Origin of the sequence: Micromonospora sp. WMMD1128 (assembly GCF_027497235.1) — a bacterium.
Lineage (GTDB): Bacteria > Actinomycetota > Actinomycetes > Mycobacteriales > Micromonosporaceae > Micromonospora.
In genome coordinates this window covers 6453666-6479370 of record NZ_CP114902.1, presented here as the reverse complement: position 1 = coordinate 6479370, position 25705 = coordinate 6453666, and the positions used below count along the sequence as shown (strand labels likewise).

The 25705-nt window shown below is 71.7% G+C and carries 23 protein-coding genes; 12 read left to right on the top strand and 11 right to left on the bottom strand.

Features of this window, described 5'->3' with window-relative positions:
• The first annotated feature begins 111 nt into the window (after positions 1-111).
• The 5 genes from O7602_RS29445 to O7602_RS29425 all read left to right on the top strand — a co-directional run bounded on the left by O7602_RS29445 (position 112) and on the right by O7602_RS29425 (position 5795).
• A complete protein-coding gene (locus tag O7602_RS29445; RefSeq protein WP_281590609.1) occupies positions 112-2583 on the top strand; it encodes a bifunctional diguanylate cyclase/phosphodiesterase in 2472 nt (823 codons plus the stop codon).
• Between the two features lie 53 nt (positions 2584-2636).
• Complete coding sequence (locus O7602_RS29440) at positions 2637-3974, top strand: glycosyltransferase 87 family protein (RefSeq protein ID WP_281585836.1); 1338 nt, start codon at positions 2637-2639, stop codon at positions 3972-3974.
• 3 nt (positions 3975-3977) lie between these two features.
• Positions 3978-4610 (top strand): phosphoribosyltransferase family protein, encoded by a 633-nt coding sequence (locus O7602_RS29435; protein ID WP_281585835.1) that lies wholly within the window; start codon positions 3978-3980, stop codon positions 4608-4610.
• Positions 4611-4633: 23 nt separating this feature from the next.
• Positions 4634-5020, top strand: coding sequence for a zf-TFIIB domain-containing protein (locus tag O7602_RS29430; RefSeq protein ID WP_281585834.1), 387 nt, complete (start codon positions 4634-4636; stop codon positions 5018-5020).
• A 94-nt stretch (positions 5021-5114) separates the two neighbouring features.
• Positions 5115-5795: a maleylpyruvate isomerase N-terminal domain-containing protein gene (locus O7602_RS29425; RefSeq protein ID WP_281585833.1), complete on the top strand. Its 681-nt coding sequence runs from the start codon at positions 5115-5117 to the stop codon at positions 5793-5795.
• 11 nt (positions 5796-5806) lie between these two features.
• Here O7602_RS29425 and O7602_RS29420 read toward each other — a convergent pair whose 3' ends face one another.
• Both O7602_RS29420 and dnaB read right to left on the bottom strand, forming a co-directional pair.
• The gene (locus tag O7602_RS29420; protein WP_281585832.1) at positions 5807-6745 is read right to left on the bottom strand and encodes a helix-turn-helix domain-containing protein; all 939 of its coding nucleotides are present in this window, start codon (positions 6743-6745) and stop codon (positions 5807-5809) included.
• Entirely contained in the window at positions 6742-8145 is a 1404-nt protein-coding gene (gene dnaB / locus O7602_RS29415; RefSeq protein WP_281585831.1) for a replicative DNA helicase, read from the bottom strand. Before dnaB ends, O7602_RS29420 begins: the two co-directional genes overlap by 4 nt.
• Before the next feature lie 394 nt (positions 8146-8539).
• On the opposite strand from dnaB, the gene O7602_RS29410 reads away from it, so the two are divergent.
• Entirely contained in the window at positions 8540-10084 is a 1545-nt protein-coding gene (locus O7602_RS29410; RefSeq protein WP_281585830.1) for a hypothetical protein, read from the top strand.
• A 108-nt stretch (positions 10085-10192) separates the two neighbouring features.
• Here O7602_RS29410 and rplI read toward each other — a convergent pair whose 3' ends face one another.
• The 4 genes from rplI to rpsF form a co-directional block, all read right to left on the bottom strand.
• Positions 10193-10639: a 50S ribosomal protein L9 gene (gene rplI, locus O7602_RS29405; protein ID WP_281585829.1), complete on the bottom strand. Its 447-nt coding sequence runs from the start codon at positions 10637-10639 to the stop codon at positions 10193-10195.
• A 14-nt stretch (positions 10640-10653) separates the two neighbouring features.
• Entirely contained in the window at positions 10654-10893 is a 240-nt protein-coding gene (gene rpsR / locus O7602_RS29400; RefSeq protein ID WP_007073789.1) for a 30S ribosomal protein S18, read from the bottom strand.
• A 41-nt stretch (positions 10894-10934) separates the two neighbouring features.
• A complete protein-coding gene (locus O7602_RS29395; RefSeq protein ID WP_175441301.1) occupies positions 10935-11471 on the bottom strand; it encodes a single-stranded DNA-binding protein in 537 nt (178 codons plus the stop codon).
• Positions 11472-11552: 81 nt separating this feature from the next.
• The gene (rpsF, locus tag O7602_RS29390; protein ID WP_088643630.1) at positions 11553-11843 is read right to left on the bottom strand and encodes a 30S ribosomal protein S6; all 291 of its coding nucleotides are present in this window, start codon (positions 11841-11843) and stop codon (positions 11553-11555) included.
• Between the two features lie 622 nt (positions 11844-12465).
• Here rpsF and O7602_RS29385 point away from each other — a divergent pair.
• Positions 12466-13245: a deoxyribonuclease IV gene (locus O7602_RS29385; RefSeq protein WP_281585828.1), complete on the top strand. Its 780-nt coding sequence runs from the start codon at positions 12466-12468 to the stop codon at positions 13243-13245.
• Positions 13246-13247: 2 nt separating this feature from the next.
• Positions 13248-15596, top strand: coding sequence for a hypothetical protein (locus O7602_RS29380; RefSeq protein ID WP_281590608.1), 2349 nt, complete (start codon positions 13248-13250; stop codon positions 15594-15596).
• Positions 15597-15679: 83 nt separating this feature from the next.
• Here O7602_RS29380 and O7602_RS29375 read toward each other — a convergent pair whose 3' ends face one another.
• From O7602_RS29375 to O7602_RS29360, 4 genes are all read right to left on the bottom strand, one after another.
• Complete coding sequence (locus O7602_RS29375; protein WP_281585827.1) at positions 15680-16126, bottom strand: hypothetical protein; 447 nt, start codon at positions 16124-16126, stop codon at positions 15680-15682.
• 89 nt (positions 16127-16215) lie between these two features.
• A complete protein-coding gene (locus O7602_RS29370; RefSeq protein ID WP_281585826.1) occupies positions 16216-17778 on the bottom strand; it encodes a glycosyltransferase 87 family protein in 1563 nt (520 codons plus the stop codon).
• Positions 17779-17900: 122 nt separating this feature from the next.
• Positions 17901-20768 (bottom strand): transglycosylase domain-containing protein, encoded by a 2868-nt coding sequence (locus O7602_RS29365; protein ID WP_281585825.1) that lies wholly within the window; start codon positions 20766-20768, stop codon positions 17901-17903.
• A gap of 194 nt (positions 20769-20962) precedes the next feature.
• Positions 20963-21409 (bottom strand): DUF5318 domain-containing protein, encoded by a 447-nt coding sequence (locus O7602_RS29360; RefSeq protein WP_281585824.1) that lies wholly within the window; start codon positions 21407-21409, stop codon positions 20963-20965.
• Between the two features lie 176 nt (positions 21410-21585).
• Here O7602_RS29360 and O7602_RS29355 point away from each other — a divergent pair, with 176 nt between their 5' ends.
• Complete coding sequence (locus O7602_RS29355) at positions 21586-22224, top strand: PadR family transcriptional regulator (RefSeq protein WP_281585823.1); 639 nt, start codon at positions 21586-21588, stop codon at positions 22222-22224.
• A 23-nt stretch (positions 22225-22247) separates the two neighbouring features.
• Complete coding sequence (locus O7602_RS29350) at positions 22248-23327, top strand: inositol-3-phosphate synthase (RefSeq protein WP_281585822.1); 1080 nt, start codon at positions 22248-22250, stop codon at positions 23325-23327.
• A gap of 195 nt (positions 23328-23522) precedes the next feature.
• Here the strand turns inward: O7602_RS29350 and O7602_RS29345 are convergent, their stop codons facing one another.
• Positions 23523-24002 (bottom strand): methylated-DNA--[protein]-cysteine S-methyltransferase, encoded by a 480-nt coding sequence (locus O7602_RS29345; protein ID WP_281585821.1) that lies wholly within the window; start codon positions 24000-24002, stop codon positions 23523-23525.
• A gap of 67 nt (positions 24003-24069) precedes the next feature.
• Between O7602_RS29345 and O7602_RS29340 the strand changes: the two genes are divergently transcribed.
• Positions 24070-24579, top strand: coding sequence for a SigE family RNA polymerase sigma factor (locus tag O7602_RS29340; RefSeq protein WP_281585820.1), 510 nt, complete (start codon positions 24070-24072; stop codon positions 24577-24579).
• Positions 24576-25673: a hypothetical protein gene (locus tag O7602_RS29335; RefSeq protein WP_281585819.1), complete on the top strand. Its 1098-nt coding sequence runs from the start codon at positions 24576-24578 to the stop codon at positions 25671-25673. The genes O7602_RS29340 and O7602_RS29335 overlap by 4 nt, the downstream gene beginning before the upstream one ends.
• Positions 25674-25705: the final 32 nt, after the last annotated feature.

Here is a 25705-nt window from a genome sequence, read left to right as displayed (position 1 = left end):
TAGGCTGCCGCTCATCACGTACCGACGGTGAGCGGCGGGTGACCCGGGTTGAGCCGGACGACAGAGGGCCGAACGGCTGTCGACCCCACCCTGCGCGGCCTCGTCTACACACTGGCGGCAGGGGCGTCGCTCGTCGCGCTCATCGCGTTCTCCACCGCACGCAGGCAACACCCTGAATCCGTACGCGACTTCGTCACCGCCGCAACGCTCGTGGTGACCGTCGTGTTGGCCACCGTCATCAAGACGCGGCTCCGGATCCGGTCGACGACCTTCTACTTCGCGTGGGTGGAAACCGCAATCGTCATCGGCCTCGCTGTCGCTCCAGCCGCCTGGGTCGTGCTGGCCACCGGCCTCGGAGTGGCCTGCGGATCGGTGACCCGCCTGGCACCCATCAAGGTGATATTCGCCGTCGCCAAGCACACCCTCGTGGCCGGCGGCGCCACGGTCGCCACGCTGTTACTCGGCGGCGCCTGGCCACCTCATGAGCCACTCCGCATCGTCGTGCTGCTGGGAATCGTCTATCTGGTCGCCGCGATCCTCGACGACGTCCTTGCGATTCCGGTTATCGCGCTCGCCTCCCGAACGCCGATCCTCCGCCAGTTCCGCGATGACCTCGACCTGCGGATCGCCGGCTTCGGTGTGCGATTCCTCGTAGCCGCCTTCACCGTGCTGATCCTGCGGGTCGACCCCCGCCTGCTGCTCGCCGTGCCGCCCCTGGTGCTCAGCCTCCACCTGGCCTACTCCGCCAGGATCCGCACCCGCACCGAGCAGCAGGCCTGGCAGCGACTCGCCCGCGCCACCGACGCGCTCAACGTGGTCGACCTCGACCAGGTGCTCACCACCGCCGTCACCGAGGCCGCCGAACTCTTCTCCGCCGACGAGGTCGAGATCGAGCTGCGCGAGGGCGGACGCACCGTCCGCGGCGGCGCCGCCGGGGTCGGGTACGACGGGACGACGCCGCCGCCCAGCGACACCGACGGCCGGATCGTGCCGGTGTCGCTCGAAGGACACGACCGCGCGGAAGACATCGGCATGCTGCGACTCCGCTTCGCCGGGCCGATCGACCTCTCCGAACGGGAGCAGTACACCCTGCGTACGTTCGCCTCCGCCCTCTGCACCGCGGTCCGCAACGCCCAGGCGTACGCCGAACTCGCCCGGATCGCCGACGACAACGCCTACGCCGCCACCCACGACGCCCTCACCGGCCTGTCCAACCGCCGGCATCTGCTGGACGAGGGCACCGCCCAGCTCACCACCCGGCACGCCGACGGCGTCACCGCCCTCGTGCTGATCGACCTCAACCACTTCAAGGAGGTCAACGACACGCTCGGGCACGCTGCCGGGGACCGGGTGCTGATCCAGGTCGCCGAGCGGCTACGCGACGCGGCCCGCCCCGACGACCTGGTCGCCCGGCTCGGCGGCGACGAATTCGCCGTGCTCCTGCGCGGCCTGCCCGCCCCGGCGGTCGCCGCGCACCGCGCCGAGGCCCTGCTCGCCGCGCTGCACGACCCGCTCGACCTGGACGGCATGCGGATCAGTGTGGAAGCCAGCGGAGGCATCGCCGCCGCCCCCGCCACCGGCGGGATGGCCGAACTGCTCCGCCGCGCCGACGTGGCGATGTACCAGGCCAAGCGCGCCGGCCAACGCGTCACCACGTACGCGGCGAACCGCGACACCGCCGACCTGCACCGGCTCACCCTCGGCGGCGAACTGCCCCGGGCCGTCGCCGACCACGAGTTCACCGTCAACTTCCAGCCCATCGTCGACCTGGGCAGCGGCAAGGTCATCGGCGCCGAGGCGCTGGCCCGCTGGCACCACCCCACCCACGGCCTGATCGACCCACTGCGCTTCCTCGAAGCGGTCGAACGCTCCGGGCTGCTCCCCGCGTTCGCCGAGGCTATCCTCGACCAGGCCCTGATCGCGGCCGGCTCCTGGCACGACGCCGGATTCGACCTGCCCGTCTCGGTTAACGTGTCACCCCGCAGCCTCCTCGACGCCCGCTTCCCCGGCGCCGTGCTGGCCCGGCTACGCGCCCACGACCTCCCGCCGGACCGGCTCGTGCTGGAACTCACCGAGACCCTCACCCTCAGCCAGCTCGACGTGGTGGACCGGGTCCTCAGCCGGCTCCGCGACTCCGGTGTCCGGCTGGCCCTCGACGACTTCGGCACCGGCTACTCGTCACTCTCGCTGCTCTCCCGCATCCCGGTCCACGAACTCAAGATCGACCGCAGTTTCGTCACCGCCATGGAAACCGCGCCCGAAGCCGCCGCCGTGATCCGCTCCACCCTCGACCTCGGCCGTAGCCTCGACCTCACCGTGGTCGCCGAGGGCGTGGAGAGCGAACCGCAACGCCGCGCGCTCTGGGAACTGGGCTGCGCGGCCGGGCAGGGCCATCTGTTCGCCCGTCCGCTGCCCGCCGGTACCCTGCTCGCCGCCCTCCAACGCGGCGCCGGCGGCCAGCCCGGCGCGCTCGCCTCGCCGCTGCACGACACCGGCGCCGTCATCCGGCTACCCGGCCGCCGCGCCGGTGCCGCCCGCACCCGCCCGGCCCCGCCCACCGCCACCGACGCCCATCAGACCTGACCAGCCGCACCGACCGGGCCGTGCCGCCGACCCGGTCTGCGAGACTGGCCCGCGTGACCGCCCACACCGACCCGGCCACCCCCGCCGCCCGCCGCTGGGCGGCGCTCGACACGGCCGCCGGCGGCCTCGCCCTCGACCTGGGCCTCTACGCCGCCGCCACCGCCTTCGCCGCGATCACCGCGGTCACCTCCACGCTGCCGCCGCACCGCGCGTGGGGCGCGGTCGCCACCATCGGGTACGCCCTCGCCACGCTCGCCGCGACCACCCAACTCCTCGCCCGGCACCGCGCCCCCGGGACTCCCCTCGCCGGGCTGCCCGCCCGCTGGACGATCACCGCGTTCACCTGGGCCACCACCGCCCTGCTGCCGGTCGTCACGCAGAGCATCGAACGCGCCGGCGGACGCACCGACCGGGCCCAGGAGGAGGTGATCGTCGTCGAACACGCCGGCGCCCGCCTCGCCGAACACGGCACCCCCTACCTCGGACCCGACGCGATCGCCGCCCTGCCACCCGGCGAACAACTCCTCGGCTACACCCCGTACCAGCCGGGCATGGCCCTGTTCGGGCTGCCCCGGGCCGCCGTCGACGCCTGGTGGACCGACGCCCGCGTCTGGTTCGCCGTGGCCACCGCGCTCGCCCTCGCCGCCCTGGTCACCACGCTGCGTGCCACCGCCGCCCCGGCCCCGCCCCGCCGCGCCGCCGCGCTGCTGCGCGCCGTCCAGGCCGCCACCGTCCTGCCCGTCGGTGCGCTCACGCTCGCCACCGGCGGCGACGACCTCCCCGTACTCGCGCTCTGCCTGCTCGCCCTCGCCCTCGCCGCCGCCGGCCGACCCGGCCGCGCCGGCCTCGCGGTCGGCGCCGCCGGTGCCCTGAAACTCTTCGCCTGGCCGGTCGCGATCGTGCTGATCTGCTGGGCCGCGACCCGGCGGTCCGGGTCCCGGACCGCGCTCGGCGCCCTCGGCCTGCCCCTCCTCGCGCTGCTCCCGGTGCTACTCGTCGACTCCGACGCCCTGGTCGAGAACGTGCTGCGCTTCCCCCTCGGCCACGGCCTGGTCACCAGCCCCGCCCAGTCCCCGTTCCCCGGCCACCTGATCGCCGAGACGGTCCCCGCCGGTCGCGCCGTCGCCGCCGCCCTGCTCGTCGCGGTCGGCCTGACGATCGCCGTCCGGCTGCTGCGCCGCCCGCCACGGACCGCCGCCGCCACCGCGCTCATCTGCGGGTACGGGCTGCTCGCCGCGATCCTGCTGATGCCCACCACCCGCTTCGGCTACCTGCTCTACCCGATCGCCCTGCTCGTCGCCGCCCCGGCGTTGGCACTCGCCGACACCCGGAACGGGCCCGGTATTCCCGGCAACCCCCGGGCGGGAACCGGTCGGAAGGCGTACACCTGAGGGATGACCACCTACCGCGACCGGACCGAGGCGGGACGGGACCTCGCCGAACGCCTCACCGACCTCGCCGGCCGGTCCGACGTCATCGTCCTCGGCCTGGTCCGCGGCGGCGTGCCCGTCGCCCGGGTGATCGCCGACCGGCTCCAGGCCCCCCTCGACGTGCTCGTCGTCCGCAAGCTCGGCGTGCCCTGGGCGCCCGAGGTGGCGTACGGCGCTCTCGGCCCCGGCGGCGTGCAGGTCCTCAACGACATGGTCGCCGGCCGGATCAGCGAGAACGACCGCGCCCAGGTCCGCCGCCGCGAGCAGGCCGAACTGGACCGCCGCGAACAGCGCTACCGGGACGGACGCCCGCCACTGGACCTGACCGGCCGCACCGCCGTCATCGTCGACGACGGGCTCGCCACCGGCGCCACCGCACGCGCCGCCGTGCAGGTCGCCCGCCACCTCGGCGCCGCCCGTGTGCTCGTCGCCGTCCCGGTCGGCTCGGAGCAGGCGTACGACATGCTCACCGCCACCGCCGACACGGTCGTGAGCAGCCAACTCCCGCCCGACTTCGCGGCCGTCGGCGCCTACTACGACGACTTCCACGAGGTTTCCGACGACGAGGTGACGCACGCGCTGACCGCCACCGCGTGAAATCACCCGGTACCGTCGGTGTCATGCAGCTCACCTGTCCCAAGTGCCGTGGAGACATGCGCCAGTACGAGCGCAGCGGAGTGATCATCGACCAGTGCGGCGAATGCCGCGGCATCTTCCTCGATCGCGGCGAGCTTGAGAAGCTGTTCGACGCCGAGGCGAACTGGAACCAGAAGCACGGCAACGCCCCGCAGGTGGCGACGCCCACCGCGGCCGGCTACCCGCCGCCCCCGCCCACCGCCGCACCGCAACAGCCCGGGTACGGCGCCGTTCCCCCGCCCCCACCTCCGCCGCCGCCCGGTCACGGCTACGCGCAGCCCGCGTACGGCCACGGGCAGCAGCACTACGGCTATCACGGCCACTACCGCAAGAAGAAGAAGCACGGCTTCCTCGGCGAACTCTTCGACTGATGGGTAAGGAGGGGGCCCTTCTTAACGCCTAGGCGATAGGAAGGGGCCCCGCCTAACCGTGCCGACCACCGCGCGCCGTGGCAGGCTCACCCACATGAGCCCGATCCGGCCGCACGAGGCACTGGCCCAGGCGTACGCCGGCATCACCGCCGCCGTCACCCCGCTCGACGACGCCGGCCTGCAACGACCGACCCGCTGCCGGGGCTGGCTCGTCGCCGATCTGCTCGTCCACGTGCTCGGCGACGCCCAACGCGCGCTCGTGGCGCTGGCCAGCCCGGTGCCCGGCCCGGCCGACGTGGACGATGTCAGCTACTGGCGCGGGTTCACCCCCGGCGACGACGACGCCGGCGCGAAGCACGCCTGGTGGGTCCGCCGTTCGGCCACCGCCTTCGACCGGCCCAGCGGCGTGGTCCGGATCTGGTCCGACACCGCCCCGGCCGCCGTCCGCGCCGCCGCCGCAGCGGACCCGGAGGGGTACGTGACCACCCAGGGGCACGTGCTGCGCGTACCCGATCTGCTGGCGACCCTGACCACCGAGGCGGTCGTGCACCACCTCGACCTGGTGCTGGACCTGCCGGACGCGCCGCTCCCGGCGGCCGACCCGACCCGGGTGGCGGTGACCACGATGGACGGCCTGCTCTGCGACGACGCGGTGCGACCGGCCGGCTGGGACGACCACGAATATCTGCTCAAGGCCACCGGCCGGGTGCCGCTGACCGACCGGGACCGGTTCGAGTTGGGCGAGGCGGCGGGCTGGTTCCCCCTCCTGGGCTGACCGGGCTCAGATCAAGCTCTTCCGCACTGCCGTGTGATCATTCGGGCTGCGATTTCCGCCTTACGGGCCAGCGCCGTGCCGGCGTCCTCATACAACAACTTGGCTATTCGCTCGGCCGGTCCGCACGTAGTCCCCACGCTGAAGATGCTCCGGTGCGGTCGCACCGAGAGTCCGACGATTCCTTCACACTCGAGGAATGCCACGAACGACTCCAGCAGGTGCCGCCGTCCCACGACCCTGAGTTGAGCAAGCGAGGCAGTGCTCGGGGCAGGCCGCTGATAGATGCCAAGCGAGCCGTCGCCATCGACAACGCCGCGCCAGAAGTCCCGTGAGGCCACCAGCCGTTCATCGAGCGTCTGCTGATACCGACCCAACTCGATGAGCCGGTCCGCCAGCCGCTGGGAGCGCACGGAGAACTGGCACGAGCCGTGAGTTGGACTCGTCGGCGAGATGCTGTTCTGACATCCGAGATAGTTCCGGAGCGCGACCAGGTGTTCCCGGTCCCGTGCGGCTAGACCGACCGAGATTTGCGGCAGGTGACCCGCCCGGTAGCTGACGCACCCATCGGCGAACAGGAACCCGAGCCAGTAGCAGGTATCTGGCTCGAAGCTGTCGAAGGCGTCGTGCCGCAAGCCGTGCGACACGGACTGGATCTCCACGCCCCTGCGCAAGAGCAGGCCACGCACCGACGGTGCCGTCACACCGAACTCGGCAGCGATTCGGCTGAGTGAGGCTCCACCGACGAACCTGCTCACGACCTCGTTTCGCTGGGCGTCCGTCAGCTTGCCCGTGCGACGCCCCGCTACTCCGTTGGCGCGGAGCACCGCCCGAACCGCCTGCCTTGTGACGCCAAAATGCAGGCCGATAGCTGTGAGGCTTTCACCACTGGCCGCGCGGCTGATGATCTCCTTCCGCTCGATAGGAGTCAGCCGGTGACCAACGTTGGTCATACGATCGCCATGTCCACGAATCGCGACAGGTGTAGCTGGGCTGCGACCGTCACCGTGTCGGTCGGACCGTTCCTGTGTTTGGCGATTATGAAGTCCGCCTCCCCCGCCCGGGGCGACTCCTTGTCGTAGTAGTCGTCACGGTGCAAAAGTATTACAACGTCCGCATCTTGCTCAATAGATCCCGATTCACGCAAATCGGACAACTGAGGGCGCTTGTCGGTGCGCTGCTCCGGACCACGGTTCAGCTGACTCACCGCGATCACCGGGCACTCGACCTCCTTGGCCAGTAGCTTCAGGCCACGGGAGAGGTCCGCGACCTCCTGCTGCCGACTCTCGGTGCGCTTCGGTGAGGTCATCAGCTGGAGGTAGTCGACGACGATCAGCTTCAGGTCGTGCTTCTGCTTGAGCCGGCGCGCCTTCGCCCGGATCTCCATCAGGTTCATGCTCGGCGTGTCGTCGACGAAGAGCGGCGCCTCGCTGATCTCGCCCATGCAGCGCGCCAGCTTGGTCCAGTCGTCGTCGGAGAGCTGCCCGCTGCGCAGCACGTGCAGTGGCACGCGAGCCTCGGCCGAGAGCAGTCGCATGACGATCTCGACCTTGCTCATCTCCAGCGAGAAGATGGCGGCGGCCTGGTTGGCGCGAATGGCGGCATTTCGGGCAAAATCCATTGATGCGGTCGATTTGCCCAGACCAGGCCGGCCGGCCACGATGATCAACTGCCCCGCGTGCAGGCCGTTGAGCAGGCGGTCGAGGTCGGTGAAGCCGGTCGGCACACCGGTCATCACGCCGCCCTGGGCACCGACCGCCTCGATCTCGTCAAGCGTCGGCTGGAGCATGTCGGCCAGGATGGCGAAGTCCTCGCTCACCCGCTTCTCGGTGATCTCGTAGACGGCCTGCTGGGCGAGGTCGACGATGTCGTCGACGTCGCGGCTGCCGCCCTGGCCGGTGCCGTAGCCGAGCTGCACGATCCGGGTGCCGGCCTCGACCAGCCGGCGGAGCACGGCCCGCTCGCCGACGATGCGGGCGTAGTAGGCCGCGTTGGCGGCGGTGGGCACGCTGGCGATCAGGGTGTGCAGGTAGGGCGCGCCGCCGATCCGGGCGAGGTCGCCGGCGTCGGCGAGCGCCGCCGCGACCGTGATCGGGTCGGCGGGCTCGCCGCGGCCGTAGATGTCGAGGATCGCGTCGAAGATGGTGGCGTGCACCGGGCGGTAGAAGTCGTTGGTCTTGAGGATCTCCACGACGTCCGCGATGGCGTCCTTGGAGAGCAGCATGCCGCCGAGGACACACTGCTCGGCGGCCACGTCCTGGGGTGGTGTCTTCTCGAAGGACGCATCCCGCCGTGGCGGCTCGGACGGTTGCCCCCCGGTCCGGTCCGCGCGCGTCTCGTCGGTGACCGACACGGGTTCCCCCCTTGCTGCGTCGGATCGTGTCCAGCTCTATCGCCGGGGTATGACAACTTCCGCCGACCCTCCGGTCGATCGGGGGTCATCGCCCGGCGGTCGCTGGCCACGATACGGAACCCGAGGTCAGCCACCAACAGGGCCGGTGGACGAGCCTCGGGACAACCTGTGGACGCAGGGGGGTCGGCATGTGCGCAGGGTGTGCACAGGGTGTGGAAAAGTGATGGGGAATTCCGGGCCAATCGCTTCTGAGCTGGGCTTTTCCCGTCCCCACCCTGTGGACGGAAGATTTCAGGTCGAGCCTTTGCGCCGTTCGTCCCGTACTATCGCTGCGAACGGCTGCACCTTGACAGCGGATTGCACTTTTCGGGTTGAGAGAGGTCACGCTCCGGCCGTGAGACACCGGGACTGGGGAAGCGGGGAGGACAGCCCGCGCGAGCGCCGGCCGAGCGGTTCCTGGGACGATTCCGCCGGTCCGCGCCGGGTCGACTCGTACGTGCCGGAGCGCCAGCGCACCCCGAGCCGACGGCGGGCGATCGAGCGTGGCCAGGACGAGCCGGTCGACGCCTATCTTCCGCGTTGGGCGGTGGAGTCGGGGATCAGCCGGGCGGACGGCGGCGGGCGCCACGCCGCGCCGGACGACGACGAGACCGACGTCGAGGCGGAGTCGCCGTCCTCGGGCGGCGGTTGGCGGGGTGACGTCGGGTGGCGTCGGGACGAGGGCCGGCGCGAGCTGCGGGCCATCGGCGCCGGGCCGGTGCCGGACCACACCGCCGAGTGGACCATCGACGCCCCGCACGAGCGGGGGTACGTCGGGAGCCGGCGGGCCGAGTCGGAGGACGAGCCGGTGTCGGGGACGGCGCCGCGGAGCCGTCCCCGACGGGCGGCCACCCGGCGACCGCAGGTGACCTGGTCGGGGCTGCCGGAGGAGGCGGGCTCGGATGGTGACACCGGCGGGTGGGCGGCCGAGCAGCCGACCCGGCGGAGCCCGCGGTCGACGACGGGTTCGTCCTGGCCGCCGCCGGCGGTGGACCCGTGGGATCGGGGCCGTTCGGCCGAGCCGGATCCGTGGGACCGGAGTCGGGCCGTCGAGCCGCCGCCGGCGGAGCAGCCGGCGGTCGATCCGTGGGACGCGTCGGGCGTGCACGCGTGGGGTCGGACGTCCACCGGCAACCGGTGGGAGCAGGCGGAGCGCGGGTGGGACCGGACGGAGCACACCGGCGAGTGGGACCGGTTCACCGACACCGGGCACCTGGACCGGGTGCGCGACACCGGCGACCGGTATCCGGCGGTCGACCCGTGGGAGCGTACGTCGCCACCGGTGCGGGAGGGCTGGGCGTCGCCGGAGCAGGTCGAGGAGTTCTGGTCGGGCACCCGGTTGGCGGGGGACGACCCGCGGTGGATGGAGACGCCGACGTCGGCGCCGCGGTCGCCGATGGTCGCGTACTCCGCTCCGCGTCCGCAGAGCGCGCCTCGGCGTCGGTCGGCGGAGCCGGTCGGGTCCGGTGGTTCGGCCGGCCGGTGGGGGGCGGGTACGGCCGGCGGCGGTTCGTGGAGCCGGCGGATCGAGGACGACCTGCTGGATCCGGATCCGGGTGGGCCGTTGCGGCCGTTGGTCTACACGGCCGCCTGCTATCTGGTGCCGGCGGTGCTGCTCTTCTTCGGTCTGGTGTTTCTGGACGGGGCGGCCCCGCCGGGGTGTGTGACGGACATCAGCGGTGGTGGCTGCGACTCGCCCCGGGCGCACGCGTTCGCGTCGTTGTCGGCGGCGGTGCCGCGGTTCGGGCTGGCGTTGGTGAGCAGCCTCGTGGTGGCGGTGCTGTTGCGTCAGGTCGGGACGACGTGGCGGTCGGCGACGGTGGCGTTGGCGGCGGCCGTGGTGGGTGGTGGACTGTCCACGGTGGTGATCAGCGCGGTGACCGGTCAGGCGATCGGCTGACGCGGGGCGCGGCGGTCCCTCACGTGGGACGCGGCGTCCGTCGTCGAGAGCGAAAACGGCCCGCGCCGGTTGTCCGGTGCGGGCCGTTCCGTGGTGCGGTGTGTCGCGTCAGTCCTTGACCACGTGCAGGTCGAACTTGGCGGTCACCTCGGGGTGCAGCCGGATGCTGACCGGGTAGGCGCCGAGCGACTTGATGTGGCCGGGCGTCTCCAGCCGGCGACGGTCCAGGGTCGGACCGCCGGCGGCCTTGACGGCGTCGACGATCTCGGCCGGCGTGACCGAGCCGAAGAGTCGACCGCCGTCGCCGGCACGGGCCTTCAGGTTGACCTTCAGGCCCTCGAGCTGGCCCTTGATCTCGTTGGCGTGGTCGAGGTCGCGGACGTCCCGGGCCGAGCGGGCCCGCTTGATGACCGTGACCTGCTTCTCGGCGCCCTTGGTCCAGCCGATCGCGAAGCCCTGCGGCAGCAGGTAGTTACGGCCGAAGCCGTCCTTGACCTCGACGATGTCGCCCGGAGAGCCGAGGCCGGACACCTCCTGAGTGAGGATGATCTTCATGTCCGTCCCCCCTCTCAGCGGGCCGTGGCCGTGTACGGCAGGAGCGCCATCTCGCGGGCGTTCTTGACCGCACGGGCGATCTGCCGCTGCTGCTGCGAGGTAACGCCGGTCACCCGTCGAGCGCGGATCTTGCCGCGGTCGGAGATGAACTTGCGCAGCAGCGCGGTGTCCTTGTAATCGATATAGGTGATCCCGTCCTTGTCGAGCGGGTTCACCTTCTTCTTCGGCTTGCGCAGTGCCGCAGCCTTCGCCATTGCTCTTGCTCCTGGTTTGCGATCGCGGGCGCTCGGCGCCATCAGAACGGGGGCTCCTCGTCGAAGTTTCCGCCGCCCGAACCGGCGCGGGAGGGGGCCGGTGCAGCCGAGGCCCAGGGGTCGTCGAAGTTGCCTCCGCCGCCACCCTGGCCACCACCGCCACCACCGCCGAAGCCGCCGCCTCCGCCACCGGAGCGGGACATCTTCTGCACCTTCGCCGTGGCGTAGCGCAGGGACGGGCCGATCTCGTCGACCTCCAGCTCGATGACGGTGCGCTTCTCGCCCTCGCGGGTCTCGTACGACCGCTGACGCAGCCGGCCGGACACGATCACCCGGGCGCCGCGTTGCAGCGACTCGGCGACGTTCTCGGCGGCCTGGCGCCAGACCGTGCACGAGAGGAACAGCGGCTCGCCGTCCTTCCACTCGCCGGACGCCTTGTCCATGAACCGGGGCGTGGAAGCGACCCGGAACTTGGCGACCGCCGCGCCGGAGGGGGTGAACCGCAACTCGGGGTCATCGGTCAGGTTGCCGATGACCGTGATGGTGGTGTCTCCTGCCATGACCATCTCCTCGCGCACTCATCGTTGTGTCGTACAGGCTCTCAGAGCCCTCCGACATCGCGGATGAGGCTTGATCCGGACGTGTCGGGTCCTAGATGCTCAGCGCATCTCCGGGCGAATGACCTTGGTGCGCAGCACCGACTCGTTGAGTCGGAGCTGACGGTCCAGCTCAGCCACGGCCTCCGGCGTCGCCTGGAGGTCCACGACGGCGTAGATGCCCTCGGCCTTCTTGTTGATCTCGTACGCGAGGCGCCGGCGGCCCCACACGTCGGTCTTCTCCACCGAGCCACCCGCGGTCCGGATCACGTTCAGGTACGTGTCGAGAGACGGGGCGACGGTGCGCTCCTCGAGGCTGGGATCGAGGATCACCATGACTTCATAGTGACGCAAGACGTGCTCACCTCCTGTGGGCTAGGCGGCCACGGTCCTTCCGTGGCAGGAGGTCGTGCGTCGTGGCCCGCCCGACGCCGGGGGAACCCGGCCGGACGCGGACAACCGCACCAGGATAGCCGGTCCGGACGATCATGCCCGGGCCGGTGGTCCGGACGGCCCGGGACGCGGCGACAAGGGGCCCACCGCCGGCATGGCGCCGGGCAGGTGGGCCCCTGTCCACGGGGCCGCGGGGCGTCCCGTCCGCATTCCTTGGGTGGGACCTGGGGAGGAACGACCACACCGATGAGGTTGGATCGAGGACGCCCCGCGGAGCTTTATCATGTTGTCACCTGGTCTGACCATACAACGGCTCTCGTCACCACTTGGGGTAAATGCAGGAATTCGTCCAACTGGCGCGCCGAGCCTGGATGACGGGAGATCCCGCCCCGTCGTGCCGGGCCGCACGGCGGGGCGTCCCGTCGCCGGGGGCCCGCCTCACCCGTCCCGTGCTGTGGACCACGTCCGGGTGAAGCGTCGACCATCGATCCCACCTCGGACAACGACCGCCGGGCCGGGTGGTGACGCGGCCGTCCCGCGCGCGGCGCGGCGGGTGTCACCGTCGCGACGTAGGCTGCCCTGCATGCGAATCGGAGCCCACGTCGATCCGACCGACCCGCTGGCCGAGGCGAACGCCCGGGGTGCGGAGGCGGCGCAGTTCTTCCTCGCCGACCCGCAGGGCTGGAAGGCCCCGAAGCCGCGGGCGGACGCCGAGCGCCTGCGCGCCGCCGACGTCGACCTCTACGTCCACGCGCCCTACGTGATCAACGTGGCCACGCTCAACAACCGGATCCGCATCCCCAGCCGCAAGCTGCTCCTCGGCCACGCCACCGCCGCGGCGGCCGTCGGGGCCAAGGGGTTGATCGTGCACGGCGGCCACGTCAACGCCGGGGACGACCGCGCCGTCGGCTTCGACAACTGGCGCAAGACATTCGCGTACGCGGCGGACGCCGGCGGCTTCCCGCTGCCGGTCCTGATCGAGAACACCGCCGGCGGTGACAACGCCTGCGCCCGGCACCTGGACGCGCTGGCCCGGCTCTGGGACGCGCTCGACGGCCACGAGGTCGGATTCTGCCTCGACACCTGCCACGCGTACGCCGGCGGTGAGGAACTGCTGGGCCTGGTCGACCGGGTGAAGGCGATCACCGGGCGGATCGACCTGATCCACGCGAACAACTCCAAGGGCGCCTTCAACTCGGGTCAGGACCGGCACGACAATCTCACCGGCGGCACGATCGACCCGGATCTGCTGGTGGCCGTGATCCGGGCGGCCGGCGCGCCGGTGATCGTCGAGACGCCCGGCGGCGTCGAGGGCCAGAGCGCCGACATCTCGTTCCTGCGCGGCCAGTTGGGCACGGCGTGAGCATGGAGCACTCCGGCACGACCGACCGGTCCGACGCCGCTTCGCGATCGACGTCCGGGGGCACCCCGGTGGGCGAGCAGAAGCCGACGCCGGGCGGGGCGGACGACAAGCCGCAGGAGACCCGCGCGGACGGTCCATCGGCCGACGCCGGAAAGACCACGCCGGCCGCCCCCGCGCGGACCGACGCCGGGAAGAACGACCGCGCCGGAAAGAGCCGCGACGCAGGGAAGAACGGCCGCGCCGGAAAGGGCAACGACGCCGGGAGGAAAGGCCGCACCCGGAAGGGCCGCGACGCCGGGAGGAACAACGAGGTCGGAGCTGGCGACAGGGCCGGCGCGGCGACCGACGGCACCGGCGACGCCGACAGGGACGAGGCCGACGGGGACGAGGCCGACCACGCGGACGCCAGGAGCGAGAACGACGGCGACCGCGACCGCGACCGCGACGAGAGCAAGCCAGTTGGCAAGACCGATGGCGAGAGCAAGCCCGCCAGCAAGAGCGACGGCGACCGCGGCAAGAGCAAGCCCGACGGTACGGACGACAGCGACAAGAGCAGGATCGACGGTACGGACGGCGAGCGGCCGGTGGATCCCTGGACCGCGTTCGGTCCGGCGCCCGAGCCGGTGCTGGGCCGGGCCCGCCGGGCGGTCCGCGCGGTGGGCCGGTTCCTGGCGCACGAGTGGACGCTCGCCGCCGTCGCCGCGCTGGCGGTGGCCGCGGCGATGACCTGGCCCACGCTGCGCTACCCGCGTTACACCCTGCCGCAGGACTACTGGGACCCGAGCCTTCAGGCGTGGCAGATGGCGTGGTCCGGGCACATCCTGCGGACCGACCCGGCGATGCTCTGGCACTCCAACACGTTCTTCCCGGAGAACTGGAGTTTCGCCTTCTCGGACACGCTGCTCGGTTACGCCCCGGCCGGCCTGATCGGTGTCGGCCCGGAGCACGCCGTGCTGCGCTACAACATCATGTTCGTGCTGGCCCACGCGCTCGCCGCGTTCGGGGCGTACGCGCTGGCCCGGCAGCTCGGCGCGGGCCGGATCGGCGGCGCGGTGGCCGGCGCGAGCTTCGCGTACGCGCCGTGGCTGCTGGCCCAGGCCGGGCACCTGCACATCATCTCCAACGGCGGCATCCCGCTGGCGCTTGCCATGCTCGCCCGCGGTCACGGCTGGTCGCTGCGGTACGGCTACCGTCCGCGGCGGCGGCACGTGGGCTGGGCGCTCGCCGGTTGGCTGGTGGCCACGTGGCAGCTCAGTCTCGGCTTCGGCATCGGGCTGCCGTTCGTCTACCTGCTGGCCGGCGTCGGGCTGGTCGCGGTGGTGGTGTGGTTCGTGCGGCGGCGCTCGGTGAAGCGTCCGTTCGGCCGGCGGCTGCTCCTGGCCGACCTGGCCGGTGGGCTCGTCTTCGCCGCGGTGGGCGTGCTGCTGGCGATTCCGTTCTTCACGGTCGCCGAGGCGCATCCGAACGCGGCGCGCTCGCTCGCCGAGGTCCAGCTCTACTCGCCGCCGGCCAGCGGCTTCTTCACCGCGCCGGCCGAGTCCCGGGTGTGGGGCGAGCTGCACGAGGGTGCGCGGGCCGTGTTGCCCTGGTCGCCGGAGATGACGCTGCTGCCGGGCTTCGCGCTGTACGCGCTCGCCGCCGGCGGGTTGTTCTTCTCCGTCTGGCGGGTCCGCCACCGGCTGTTCCTGCTCGCCGGGGTGCTGGTGACGATGGCGCTGGCCATGGGCACCCGGTTCTTCGATGGCCGGTTCACCTACGTGCCGCTCTTCGACTACCTGCCGGGCTGGAACGGTCTGCGTACGCCGGGTCGGATGATGCTGTGGACCACGCTGCTGCTCGGGCTGCTCGCGGCCGGCGCGGTCACCGCGTTCTGCGCCCGGGTGCGCGAGCTCGCCGCGGAGCGGGTTCCGCCGTGGCCCGGCCCGTGGTTGCGGCTGGCCACGTTGTTGCCGCTGCTGCTGGTGCTCGTGGAGGGGTTGAACGTCACCCCGCACCCGGTGGTGCCGCAGCAGCCGGCGGTGATGCGTACCGTCGACGGGCCGATGCTGGTGCTGCCCAGCAGCCCGAATCTGGACCAGCCGGTGATGCTCTGGTCCACCGACCGGTTCCAGCCGATGGTGAACGGCGGCAGTGGCTTCACCCCGGACTCGCAGGCCCGGACCCGTGACGCCACGGTCAGCTTTCCCGACTACGCCAGCATCGACTACCTGCGGCGGATCGGGGTCAAGACCGTGGTGGTGCTCCCCGAACAGCTCGGCGGCACCCCGTGGGAGGGGATGCTCGACCGGCCGGTGGACGGGCTGGGCGTGACCCGGGAGCAGGTCGACGGCTCGGTGGTCTACCGGTTGTGACGCCTGCGCCTCACGGCTGCGCGTTGCGGTCACGCGAAGGGACCGGGCGTCCCTGGCCGGCAGGAGCGGGGAGGCGCGTCGACTCAGTCGCTCAGACGGACGACCTTGTCGATTCGTCCCGGCCGCCGGTCCAGTTCCGCGCCGCAGGTCACGTCGACCATCGTGACGCCGGGGTTCGGGTCCACCGCGCCGGCCAGCCGTACGCAGAGCCGGATGTGCACCTCGGCCGCGACGAATCCGCCGCCGCTGCCGACGCCGTCGTACGCGACGTCCACCTCGTACCGGCCGTCCGGGGTGGCCCGGCGGGCGAAGACCGTTCCGTCGCGGTCGGCGGACGCGGCGGCTTCGGCGAGCGCGTCCAGTCGCCCTTCCGGGCCGAGTGCCGCCGTGTCCGCGTCGGCAAGCACGGCGTCGGCGGCGCGGCGGGCGAGTGCCGCCCGGGAGCGGACCGCTTCGGTCGCGACCTCCGTGGCGGTCCCGTGGGAGTCCACCACGGAGCATCCGGCCAGGCAGAACAGGGCAACGCCCACGAGGATCGACGTGCTCCTCGTGGGCGTCACCCGGATGTCTCCGGTCACAGGCCCATCACCACTCCCCCGGATGGCGGGCCGACGTCAACTCAGGCGGTCGCGTCGGCCGGGGTGGCCGCCGTAGGTGCGGCCCGCTGCCGCCTCCGCGTCAACCAGGGCGCGTCGGGCGCGCCGTCGAGCACCCCGCCGTCGGGGTCGTCGGCGTAGGTCTGCCGGACCGCGTCCTCTTCCGGGCGCAGGATGTCCCGGATGATGAAGCCGCAGAGCACCGCCACGGTGATCAGGCGCAGGCTGGAGGCGAGCACGAACACGCCCTCGGGGAAGATCGGCCGGGAGGTGGCGGTGCCGAGCAGTTCGCCGTAGAAGGCGGCGAAGTAGCAGACCTCGGCGAACTGCCAGGCCAGGAACGCGCCCCAGCGGGGTCGGGCGAGCACCGCGAGCGGCAGCAGCCAGAGCACGAACTGCTGCGACCAGACCTTGCTGAAGATCAGGAAGGCGGCGACCACCAGGAAGGCGAGCGGGGCCAGCCGAGGTCGGCGCGGGGCGAGCAGCGCGAGTGCGGCCACGCCGAGACAGGCCAGCCCGAACAACAGGTACGACACCCAGTTGAGGGTGGCGATGTTCGCGTTCAGCCATTCGAACGGGCCGAGTTCGCCTGGCGCGGACGGGCTGATCCGGCCGTCCAGGTAGCGGCCGATGTACCAGAGCGTGCCCCAGTCGATGGGGCGGGTGGTGTTCAAATCGAAGAAGCGGCCCCAACTTTCCCGGTAGGGGATGGCGACCGGCAGGTTGACCGCGACCAGCGCCACCAGGGCGGTGGCGGTGGCGGTGAGCCCGGCCCGCAGTCGACCGGCGCGCAGCGTGAGGACCAGGATGGGGCCGAGCAGGAACAGCGGCCACATCTTCGCCGCGCCGCCGAGCCCGAGCAGCGCGCCCGCCGCGCCGGCCATGAGCAGCTCACGCCGGTCGGATCGGGTGCGCGCCCAGGCCAGCAGCCCGAACGCGGTGAGGCCGACGGCGAGCAGGTCCCAGTTGACGGTGGCGGTGAGCACCAGCGCCGGGGCGAGGGCGAAAAGCGCCGCGTCCCATGGTCGTCGGCGGCGCAGGTTGAGGATGACCGCGACGGTGGCGACCGCGAGCGCGCCCAGGACCAGCGCGTTGAGGTTGTAGAACCACTGCCCCTGGTTGATGGTCGGCTTGTCGACGCCGAGGGAGTGCACCGGCAGGCCGAGCGCCCCCATGAAGTATCCGGTCAGCACCGGGTATTCCACCGGGTGGTCGGCGTAGGGCACCTTGCCCTCGTTGAGCCCTTCGGCGTAATAGAGCGCCAGCACGTCCGTGTAGCACATCCGGGTGTACTGGACGTTGTTCTGCCAGGCGCCGTCCTGGCAGGGCGACTTCTGCACCCAGTGCAGGGCGAGCGTGAGGCAGACCAGGGCCAGCACGATCCGCGCGGCGGTCCAGAACCGGCCCTCGCGATCGGCCGGCCGGTCCAGGGCGACGGCGTGGTCACCGAGCGGCCCGCCGATCAGGCCGGACGTGCCTCGCACGAACCAGTCCGAACGGGACGGGTGGTCGGCGGTCGCTCCGGGTCGGGGCGCCTCCCCGGACGCGCCGGGCTCATCGATGCCTGCGGTCGACTGGGTGCTCATGGAGACGCATCCTGCCGTACCCGAGGGCTCGGCGTCCCGCCGCGCGCGGGAAAATTCCGGTACGCGAAACGCGGCGGCGGCCGGACCACTCGGGTCCGGCCGCCGCCGTCAGGTCGTACGCGTCAGTTCGTCTGTCGTGTCGGTGGTGTGCTCGGCAGGATTCCGCCGCCTCGGCCACCGCCGCCGGGGCCGTTGGGCGGACCGTCACCCTGGTTGCCACCCTGGTTGCCACCTTGATTGCCGCCCTGGTTTCCACCCTGGTTGCCGCCCTGGTTACCGTCGGGGCAGAACAGGCCCAGCGGGTCGCAGTTCTGACCGCCGGGTCCCGGCGGCGGGGGCGGAGGTGCCGGCATCTCACCGTTGCCGGCGTCGTCCTTGCCGATGTTCGCCGCCGGCGGGAAGTCTTCCTTGTCCTTGCCCTTGAGCGCGTCGTTCATGAAGCGCTGGAAGATCTCACCCGGCATCCGGGCGCCGCTGATGTCCGCGCCGCCCTTGGTCTTGATCGCCTTGCGGTCGCCCAGGTTGCCGACCCAGACCGCGGTGGCGAGCTGCGGCGTGTAGCCGATCATCCAGGCGTCGCCGTTGCGGGTGCTGCCGTCGCCGAGTTCCCAGGTGCCGGTCTTCTCGGCGGCCTTGCGACCGTCGTCGAGCCGGCGGTTCACGTGGGCCGGGTACTGCTCCAGCACGGAGGTGACGTCGGCGACGATGTCCTTGTCGATCCGCGGCTGGGGCTTGAGCTTCTCGCCGCCGACCGTGTCCCACTTGCCGGTCTGCGGGTTCTGCTTCTGGACCTTCTTGATGAAGTGCGCCTTGTTGTAGACGCCCTGGTTGGCGAAGGTGGCGACACCGTTGGCGTGGTCGAGCACGGTGATCGGGTACTGGCCGTAGCCGATCACGTTGAAGAACGGCGACGGGGCCAGGTCCTTCGGGTCGGCGTCGGTCAGGTCGTACGCCTTGGCCGGGTTGGTGTCGGTGCGCCACATGGTGGTGACGCCGGCCTGCTTGGCCATGTCGAGCACCTTGTCCGGGCCGATCTCCTCGGTGATGTAGTAGAACGGCACGTTGAGCGACTTGAGCGTCGACGCTTCGAGCGTGCAGGAGTCGCCGCAGGAGACCTTGTCGGCGCCGGCGTTGCTCACCTTGAACTTGGTGCCCTTCGGCGTGAACGCCGAGCCCTTCCACCGCGACTTGACCGAGATGCCGGCCTTGAGCGCCGCCGCCAGCGTGTAGATCTTGAAGCTCGAACCCGGCGAGTGACCGCCGCTGACCACGCCGTTGTCGACGTTCTTGCCGGCGTAGTCAGTGCCGGTGCCGTTGTCGCCGCCGTAGTAGGCGCGCACGCCGCCGGTCTTCGGGTCGATGGACACCACGGCGGCCATCAGGTTCTTCGGCTCCCCGTCGAGCGCGGAGCCCTTCTTGGCCCGCTGGGCCGCGTCGAGCACCGCGTCCTGCATCTTCTTGTCGATCGTCGTGGTGATCTTGTAGCCGCCACGGCTCAGCGCCTTCGCGCAGAGCGGGGTGTCGTTCGTCACCTTGGCCTCGTCGTCGGTGCAGAGGTTCATCTCGCGCAGTTCCTGCGAGACGTAGTTGACGACGTTGCCGTACGGGGTGTCGATGCCGAAGCCGCCGGCGCTGTTCTTCGACGGCTTCGCGATGTTCTTCGGGTATTCGGTGGGGTGCGCCGGCATGTTCGGCGCGTCCAGCCACTTCTCGCTGATCATGCCGTTGACGACGTAGTTCCACCGGTCCAGCGCGTCCGTCGGGTTGACCGCCGGGTCGTAGCCCTGGTGCGTGGCGCTCGGCTCGGGCTGCTTGATCAGCGCGGCCAGCACGGCGGCCTCGGCGACGGTCAGCTTGTCGACGTTCTTCTTGAAGTAGGTCTGCGCCGCCGCCTGGATGCCGTACGCGCCGCGCCCGAAGTAGATCACGTTCAGGTAGTGCTGCATGATCGCTTGCTTGTCGTAGCGGTCGTTCAGCTTCGAGGCGAGGATCGCCTCCTTCACCTTGCGGCCGTACGAGTCCTCGTTCAGGTTGTCGAACGCGTTGCGGGCGTACTGCTGGGTGATCGTCGAGGCGCCCTGCTTGTCGCCGCCGCTGAGGTTGTTCCACGCGGCCCGCGCGATGCCCTTGTAGTCGACGCCGGAGTGGCGGTAGAAGTTTCGGTCCTCCGCCGCCGCGACCGCGTGCTGGACGTGCTCCGGGATCTGGTCGATGGTGACCAACTGCCGGTTCTGGTCGCCGATCCGGGCGATGGCGGTCTTGCCGGTCGAGTCGTAGACGGTGGTGGACAGCGGCGGAATGGTGTCCTCCGGAAGCACCACCTTCGTGGAATACCAGGTGAAGGTGACCACGCCCATGCCGGCGAGCATGATGAACACGGCGAAGCCGGCGATCAGCATGTTGAGCCGCCGGCGCTTCTTCGCCCGCGCCGAGTCCTCGCCGCGACCGCCTCGACCACCGCGGCCGGGGCCGGTCGGGCCACCGGGGCCACCGGGGCCACCGGGGCCACCCGGCCCGCCGCCGGAGTAGCCGGGCACGCCGGCCCGGGCCACGGCGGCACGACCGCCCACCGGCGCGGCGCCGACGCTCGCCCGCCCGGCGCCGCCCGCGCCGACCCGGGCCGCGCCCACGCTCGCCGCGCCCACCGAGGCGCGTCCGGCCGGTCCGGCCGGGGAGACCGGGACCGACGCCCGGCCGGCGCCGGCACGCCCGGCGGCACCGGGCGCCGGCGAGACCGGCACCGAGGCGCGGCCGGCTCCGGCGCGGCCCACCGAGGCCGAACCCGCGGCTCCGCGCGGCGCCGGAGCGGCGCCGCCGACCGAGGCCCGGCCGCCGGCGCCGCGCGGTGTGACCGAGGCGCGTGCCGCGGCACCGCCCTCCGGCGCGCCGGACCAGCCGTTCCCTCGCGGGCTCCGCTCGGAGCCCGGGTCGCCGTTCGGGCCCGGGATCTGGGCCCGCCCACGCGAAGAACTGGAATCGCCGTAGTTCATTCCTCACACCCTGCCGGTCGCGGTGGGACGCGGGGGCGTCGCCACCGGGTTGCCGTGAGCTGGAACACGGGACGCTACCTGCCGGCCGTGCCGGCGCGCACCCGTCAAATCCGACCTATTCGGATCAATTACGCTTAATGACTGTCGGCCGTGCCGCCCGGGGATCGGGCCGGCGACGATCGGGACAGCCGCGTTCACCGTTGCGCCTCTCGCCTTCGCCGAGGGGTGGAGCCGTCGACGACGGCCGATCCGGTCGCGTCCGGCGCCTCGCCCGCGAGCCCGTCCCGCCCGAGCAGGAACTGCTCGACGAGGTGGTTCCAGTCGCAGCCGGGGCAGACCTCCACCACGAACACCTGAAACTCACGCAGCGTCATGGCCAGGACGGGCAACTCCGCCCGGGTACGCGCCTGACCGGCCGACTGCTTGAGTTCGTCACCGTAAATGTAGTGGACGTGGATCAGGTTCTCGCTGCGGCAGATGGGGCAGCGGCGGTCGGTCGGCTCACCGTGGAAGCGGGCGGCATTCTTCAGGTACGGCGAGGCGTCGCAGACGTCGTACGTGCCGATCCGCCCGGCGAGGAGTTCACGCAGCACCGCTCGCTTCTGGAGCGAGTAGTCGACCACCTGGCGCTGCGTACGCATGCCGAGAAGGGTACGCGCTCCGTCGAACCGGGGCGACCATGGTCACGATCGGTGATGATCGCGTCGCGTAACCGGGGGTTTGCCCTGGCCACCCGTCTCCGCTACGGTTCGATGTATCGGCCCGATACATCGCGGTGGTTAGCGCTCCGCGCAGGGGGAAAGAAGGGACGGCGCCCGTGCTCGAGTTCGCCATCCTGGGCCTCCTGCAGGAGGCTCCGATGCACGGCTACGAGCTGCGCAAGGAGTTGACCGCCAAGCTCGGCGCCATCCGGGCGGCGATCAGCTACGGCTCGCTCTACCCGACCCTGCGCCGGTTGCAGGCGGCGGGATGGATCACCGAGGCCGCCGAGACACCCGCGACCGCCGAGGAGGTTCCCGCGTTGACCAGCCGACGTGGTCGGGTGGTCTACACCATCACCGCGGAGGGCAAGGAACGCTTCGCCCAGCTCATAGCGCAGGCTGGACCCGAGACGTACGACGACACGGGCTTCGGCGTGCACTTCGCGTTCTTCGCCCGGACCGACCAGGCCACCCGGCTCCGGATCCTGGAAGGTCGCCGTCGCAAGATCGAGGAACGTCGCGAAGGTCTTCGGGACGTGCTCGGCCGGGCAGCCGAGCGCCTCGACGCGTACACCCTGGAACTGCAGCGCCACGGGCTCGACGCCTGCGAGCGCGAGGTCCGCTGGCTGGAGGAGCTCATCGCCAACGAGCGCTCCGGCCGGGCCCCGACCACCCCGGAACCCCGGACGGCCGGCGGCCGAGGAGACAACGACAGCCCGCCCACGCCTGGAACGTCCAGGTCAGAGCGGCCGTGATGAAGAAGAAGGAGGCAGACGCTATGGGCTCCGTCCGCGTCGCCATCGTCGGTGTGGGTAACTGCGCCTCGTCCCTCGTGCAGGGCGTGGAGTACTACCGGAACGCCGACCCGACCGACCGCGTCCCGGGTCTCATGCACGTCACCTTCGGCGACTACCACGTATCGGACGTGGAGTTTGTCGCGGCGTTCGACGTGGACGCCAAGAAGGTGGGCATGGACCTCGCGGAGGCGATCGTCGCCAGCGAGAACAACACCATCAAGCTCTGCGACGTGCCGCCCACCGGCGTCAGCGTCCAGCGCGGTCCGACCTTCGACGGTCTGGGCCAGTACTACCGCGAGATCGTCGAGGAGTCGGACGCCGAGCCGGTTGACGTGGCGCAGGCGCTGCGCGACGCGCAGGTCGACGTGGTCGTCTCCTACCTGCCGGTCGGCTCCGAGCAGGCCGACAAGTTCTACGCCCAGGCCGCGATCGACGCCGGTTGCGCGTTCGTCAACGCCCTGCCGGTGTTCATCGCCTCCGACCCGGAGTGGGCGCAGAAGTTCACCGACGCCGGCCTGCCGATCGTCGGCGACGACATCAAGAGCCAGGTCGGCGCCACCATCGTGCACCGCGCGCTGGCGAAGCTCTTCGAGGACCGTGGGGTCGAGCTGCTGCGCACGTACCAGCTCAACTTCGGCGGCAACATGGACTTCATGAACATGCTGGAGCGCAACCGCCTGGTATCGAAGAAGATCTCGAAGACCCAGTCGGTGACGTCCCAGATCCCGCACGAGATGCAGAAGAGCGACGTGCACATCGGCCCGTCCGACCACGTGCCGTGGCTGGACGACCGCAAGTGGGCGTACATCCGTCTGGAGGGCCGTTCCTTCGGTGACACCCCGCTGAACGCGGAGCTGAAGCTTGAGGTGTGGGACTCGCCGAACTCGGCCGGCGTCATCATCGACGCCGTCCGGGCCGCGAAGATCGCGCTGGACCGGAAGATCGGTGGCCCGATTCTCTCCGCCTCGTCCTACTTCATGAAGTCCCCGCCGGAGCAGTACGCCGACCACGACGCGCACGCCGCCGTCGAGTCCTTCATCAAGGGCGAGGTCGAGCGCTGACGCGCTGACGCCAGCACATCGGAGGGCCGGGTCCGTCGGGACCCGGCCCTCGCTGGTTCTGGTGAGCCCTTCCGGGCGTCCCGCCGGAGAAGGGTGATCATGAGGTTGGCGGCGACAAATCGGACGGCGAAGCGCCGCCAACCTCATGATCACCGCGCTGGGGGCCCGAGGGAGGTGGGTGGGTGGGAAGGACGGTCAGGACCAGGCGTGCCGCAGCGCGACTCCGGCCTCCAGCTCCAGCAGGGTCACCTTGCGGGGCAGCCCGCCGCCGAAGCCGACCAGCTTGCCGCCCGCGCCGACGATCCGATGGCAGGGCACGATCACCGGCACCGGGTTGCGATTGCACGCCACCCCGACCGCGCGGGCCGCGCCCGGGTCACCGAGCGCCCGCGCCACCTCGCCGTAGGTGGTCGTCTCCCCATACGGGATGCGGGTCATCTCCCGCCACACCGCCCGCTCGAACTCGGAGCCGCGCGGCGCCGACACCGGCACGGTGAACGCGGTCAGCTCACCGGCGAAGTAGGCCCGCAGCTCGGTCACGGCCAGCCGGGACGCGTCGTCGCCGGGCTCGTCGGCGGCGGAGGGCACCCGGCCGAAGTGCGCGCCGCGCACCGCGTCGGCGTCGGTGCCGACGGAGAACTCCCCGATCGGCGAGTCGAGCACGGTCCAGCGCATGCCGCCCATTGTCGCGCGGCGGGCAACGTTTCTCGCGCACCGGGCGTCTGAGAGACGGAGGTGGACGGTGGCCGAGGTCGACGGGGAGTTCACCGCGTTCGTCAACGAGCGGGGAGCGGCCCTGCTGCGGGTCGCGTACGCGCTGGCCGGCAACCAGCACGCGGCGGAGGACCTGCTGCAGAACGCGCTGGCCAAGACGTACGCCCGGTGGTCCCGGATCCACGGCGACGCGGAGCCGTACGTGAAACGGATCCTCTACCACGACCAGGTCTCCGGCTGGCGGCGGCGGGCGCGGCGCGCGGAGGTGCCGGTGGCTGACCTGCCGGAGCGGCCGGCCGCCGGTGACGACAGTGACCTGCGGCTGCTGCTGCGGGACGCGCTGCGCGCGCTGCCGCCCCGCCAGCGGGCGGTGCTGACGCTGCGCTACCTGGAGGATCTCAGCGTCGAGCAGACCGCCGCGCTGCTCGGCTGCCGCCCCGGCACCGTGGCCAGCCAGAGCGCCAAGGCGCTGGCCCGGCTCCGGCAACTCGTGCCGGCGCTCGACGAGCTGACCACCCCGGCGGAGGTGACCCGATGAGCACGTCCCTGGACGAGACGCTGCGGACGGCCGTACGCGACCTGGCCGCCGACGCGACGCCCGCGCCGGACCTGGCGTGGCGGGCGATCGGCCGGGGTCGCCGGTTGCGTCGCCGGCGGCGGGTCGCCACGGCCGCCGCCGTGCTTGTCGCGGTGGTCGCGGTGACCCTGCCGTTCGTGCTGCTCCGGCCCGCCCCCACCCCGCCGCCGACCACGCCGCCGGTCACCGTCACCCCGTCGCCGGTGCTCCGGACCGAACCCGGCGCGGACTGGGCGGACAGCCCGCTGGTGCTACCCGGCGAGTGGGTGGTCACCCGGGCGCAGGTGACCGGCGGTTCCGGCAGCGGGTTCCTGCTCGACCGCGGACGCGGGCGATACTTCGCCACCGACCGCTACGACGGCATCTACCCGGCGCCGACCGGCTCCCTCGTCGCGGTCCGGGACGACGACCGCCCCCGGGAGATCGGCCTGTTCGACCTCACCACCGGAAAGACCCGGTGGTACGAGGTGGGCCGCGCGCTGTCGGCGCCGAGCTGGTCGCCGGACGGCCGGCGGCTGCTGTTCACCACCGACCAACTCGACCGCTTCGGCTTCATCGTGCTCGGCACCGACGGCGCGAAGCGCTACCACTTCGTCGACAGTCAGCGGTTCCTCTGCACCGACTACTGCTTCTTCCTCTGGAGCCCGGACGGTCGGGAGGTGCTGCTCCAGCAGACCGATCCGAGTCGCCCCCGGTCCGAGGCGGTCCGGCACCCCCGGCGGGGAGTCCAGTTCTTCTCCGCCGACACCGGCCGCCCGACCCGCTTCGAGCCGCTGCCCGGAGACCCGGCCGGGCCGTGGTCCTGGTCGCCGGACGCAAAGCTGGCGGTCGTGCAGGGCCAGCAGGAGCCGCTGCTGGTGGAGACGGCGACCGGCCGGGTGGTGAACCCGCTTCCGAGCGCCGACGTCGTCTGGGTCACCGGCGATCGACTGCTCTACCGCCTGCCGTACGGGTCGGGTGACTTCGCGCTCGCCGACACCACCGGCCGGGTACTGGTCCGCCAGCCGCTGCCGAGACAACTTGTCGACCTGGCGGTGACGATCGCGCCGCGCTGAGCGCACGCTCAGCCGAAGCTGAACGGCCGCTG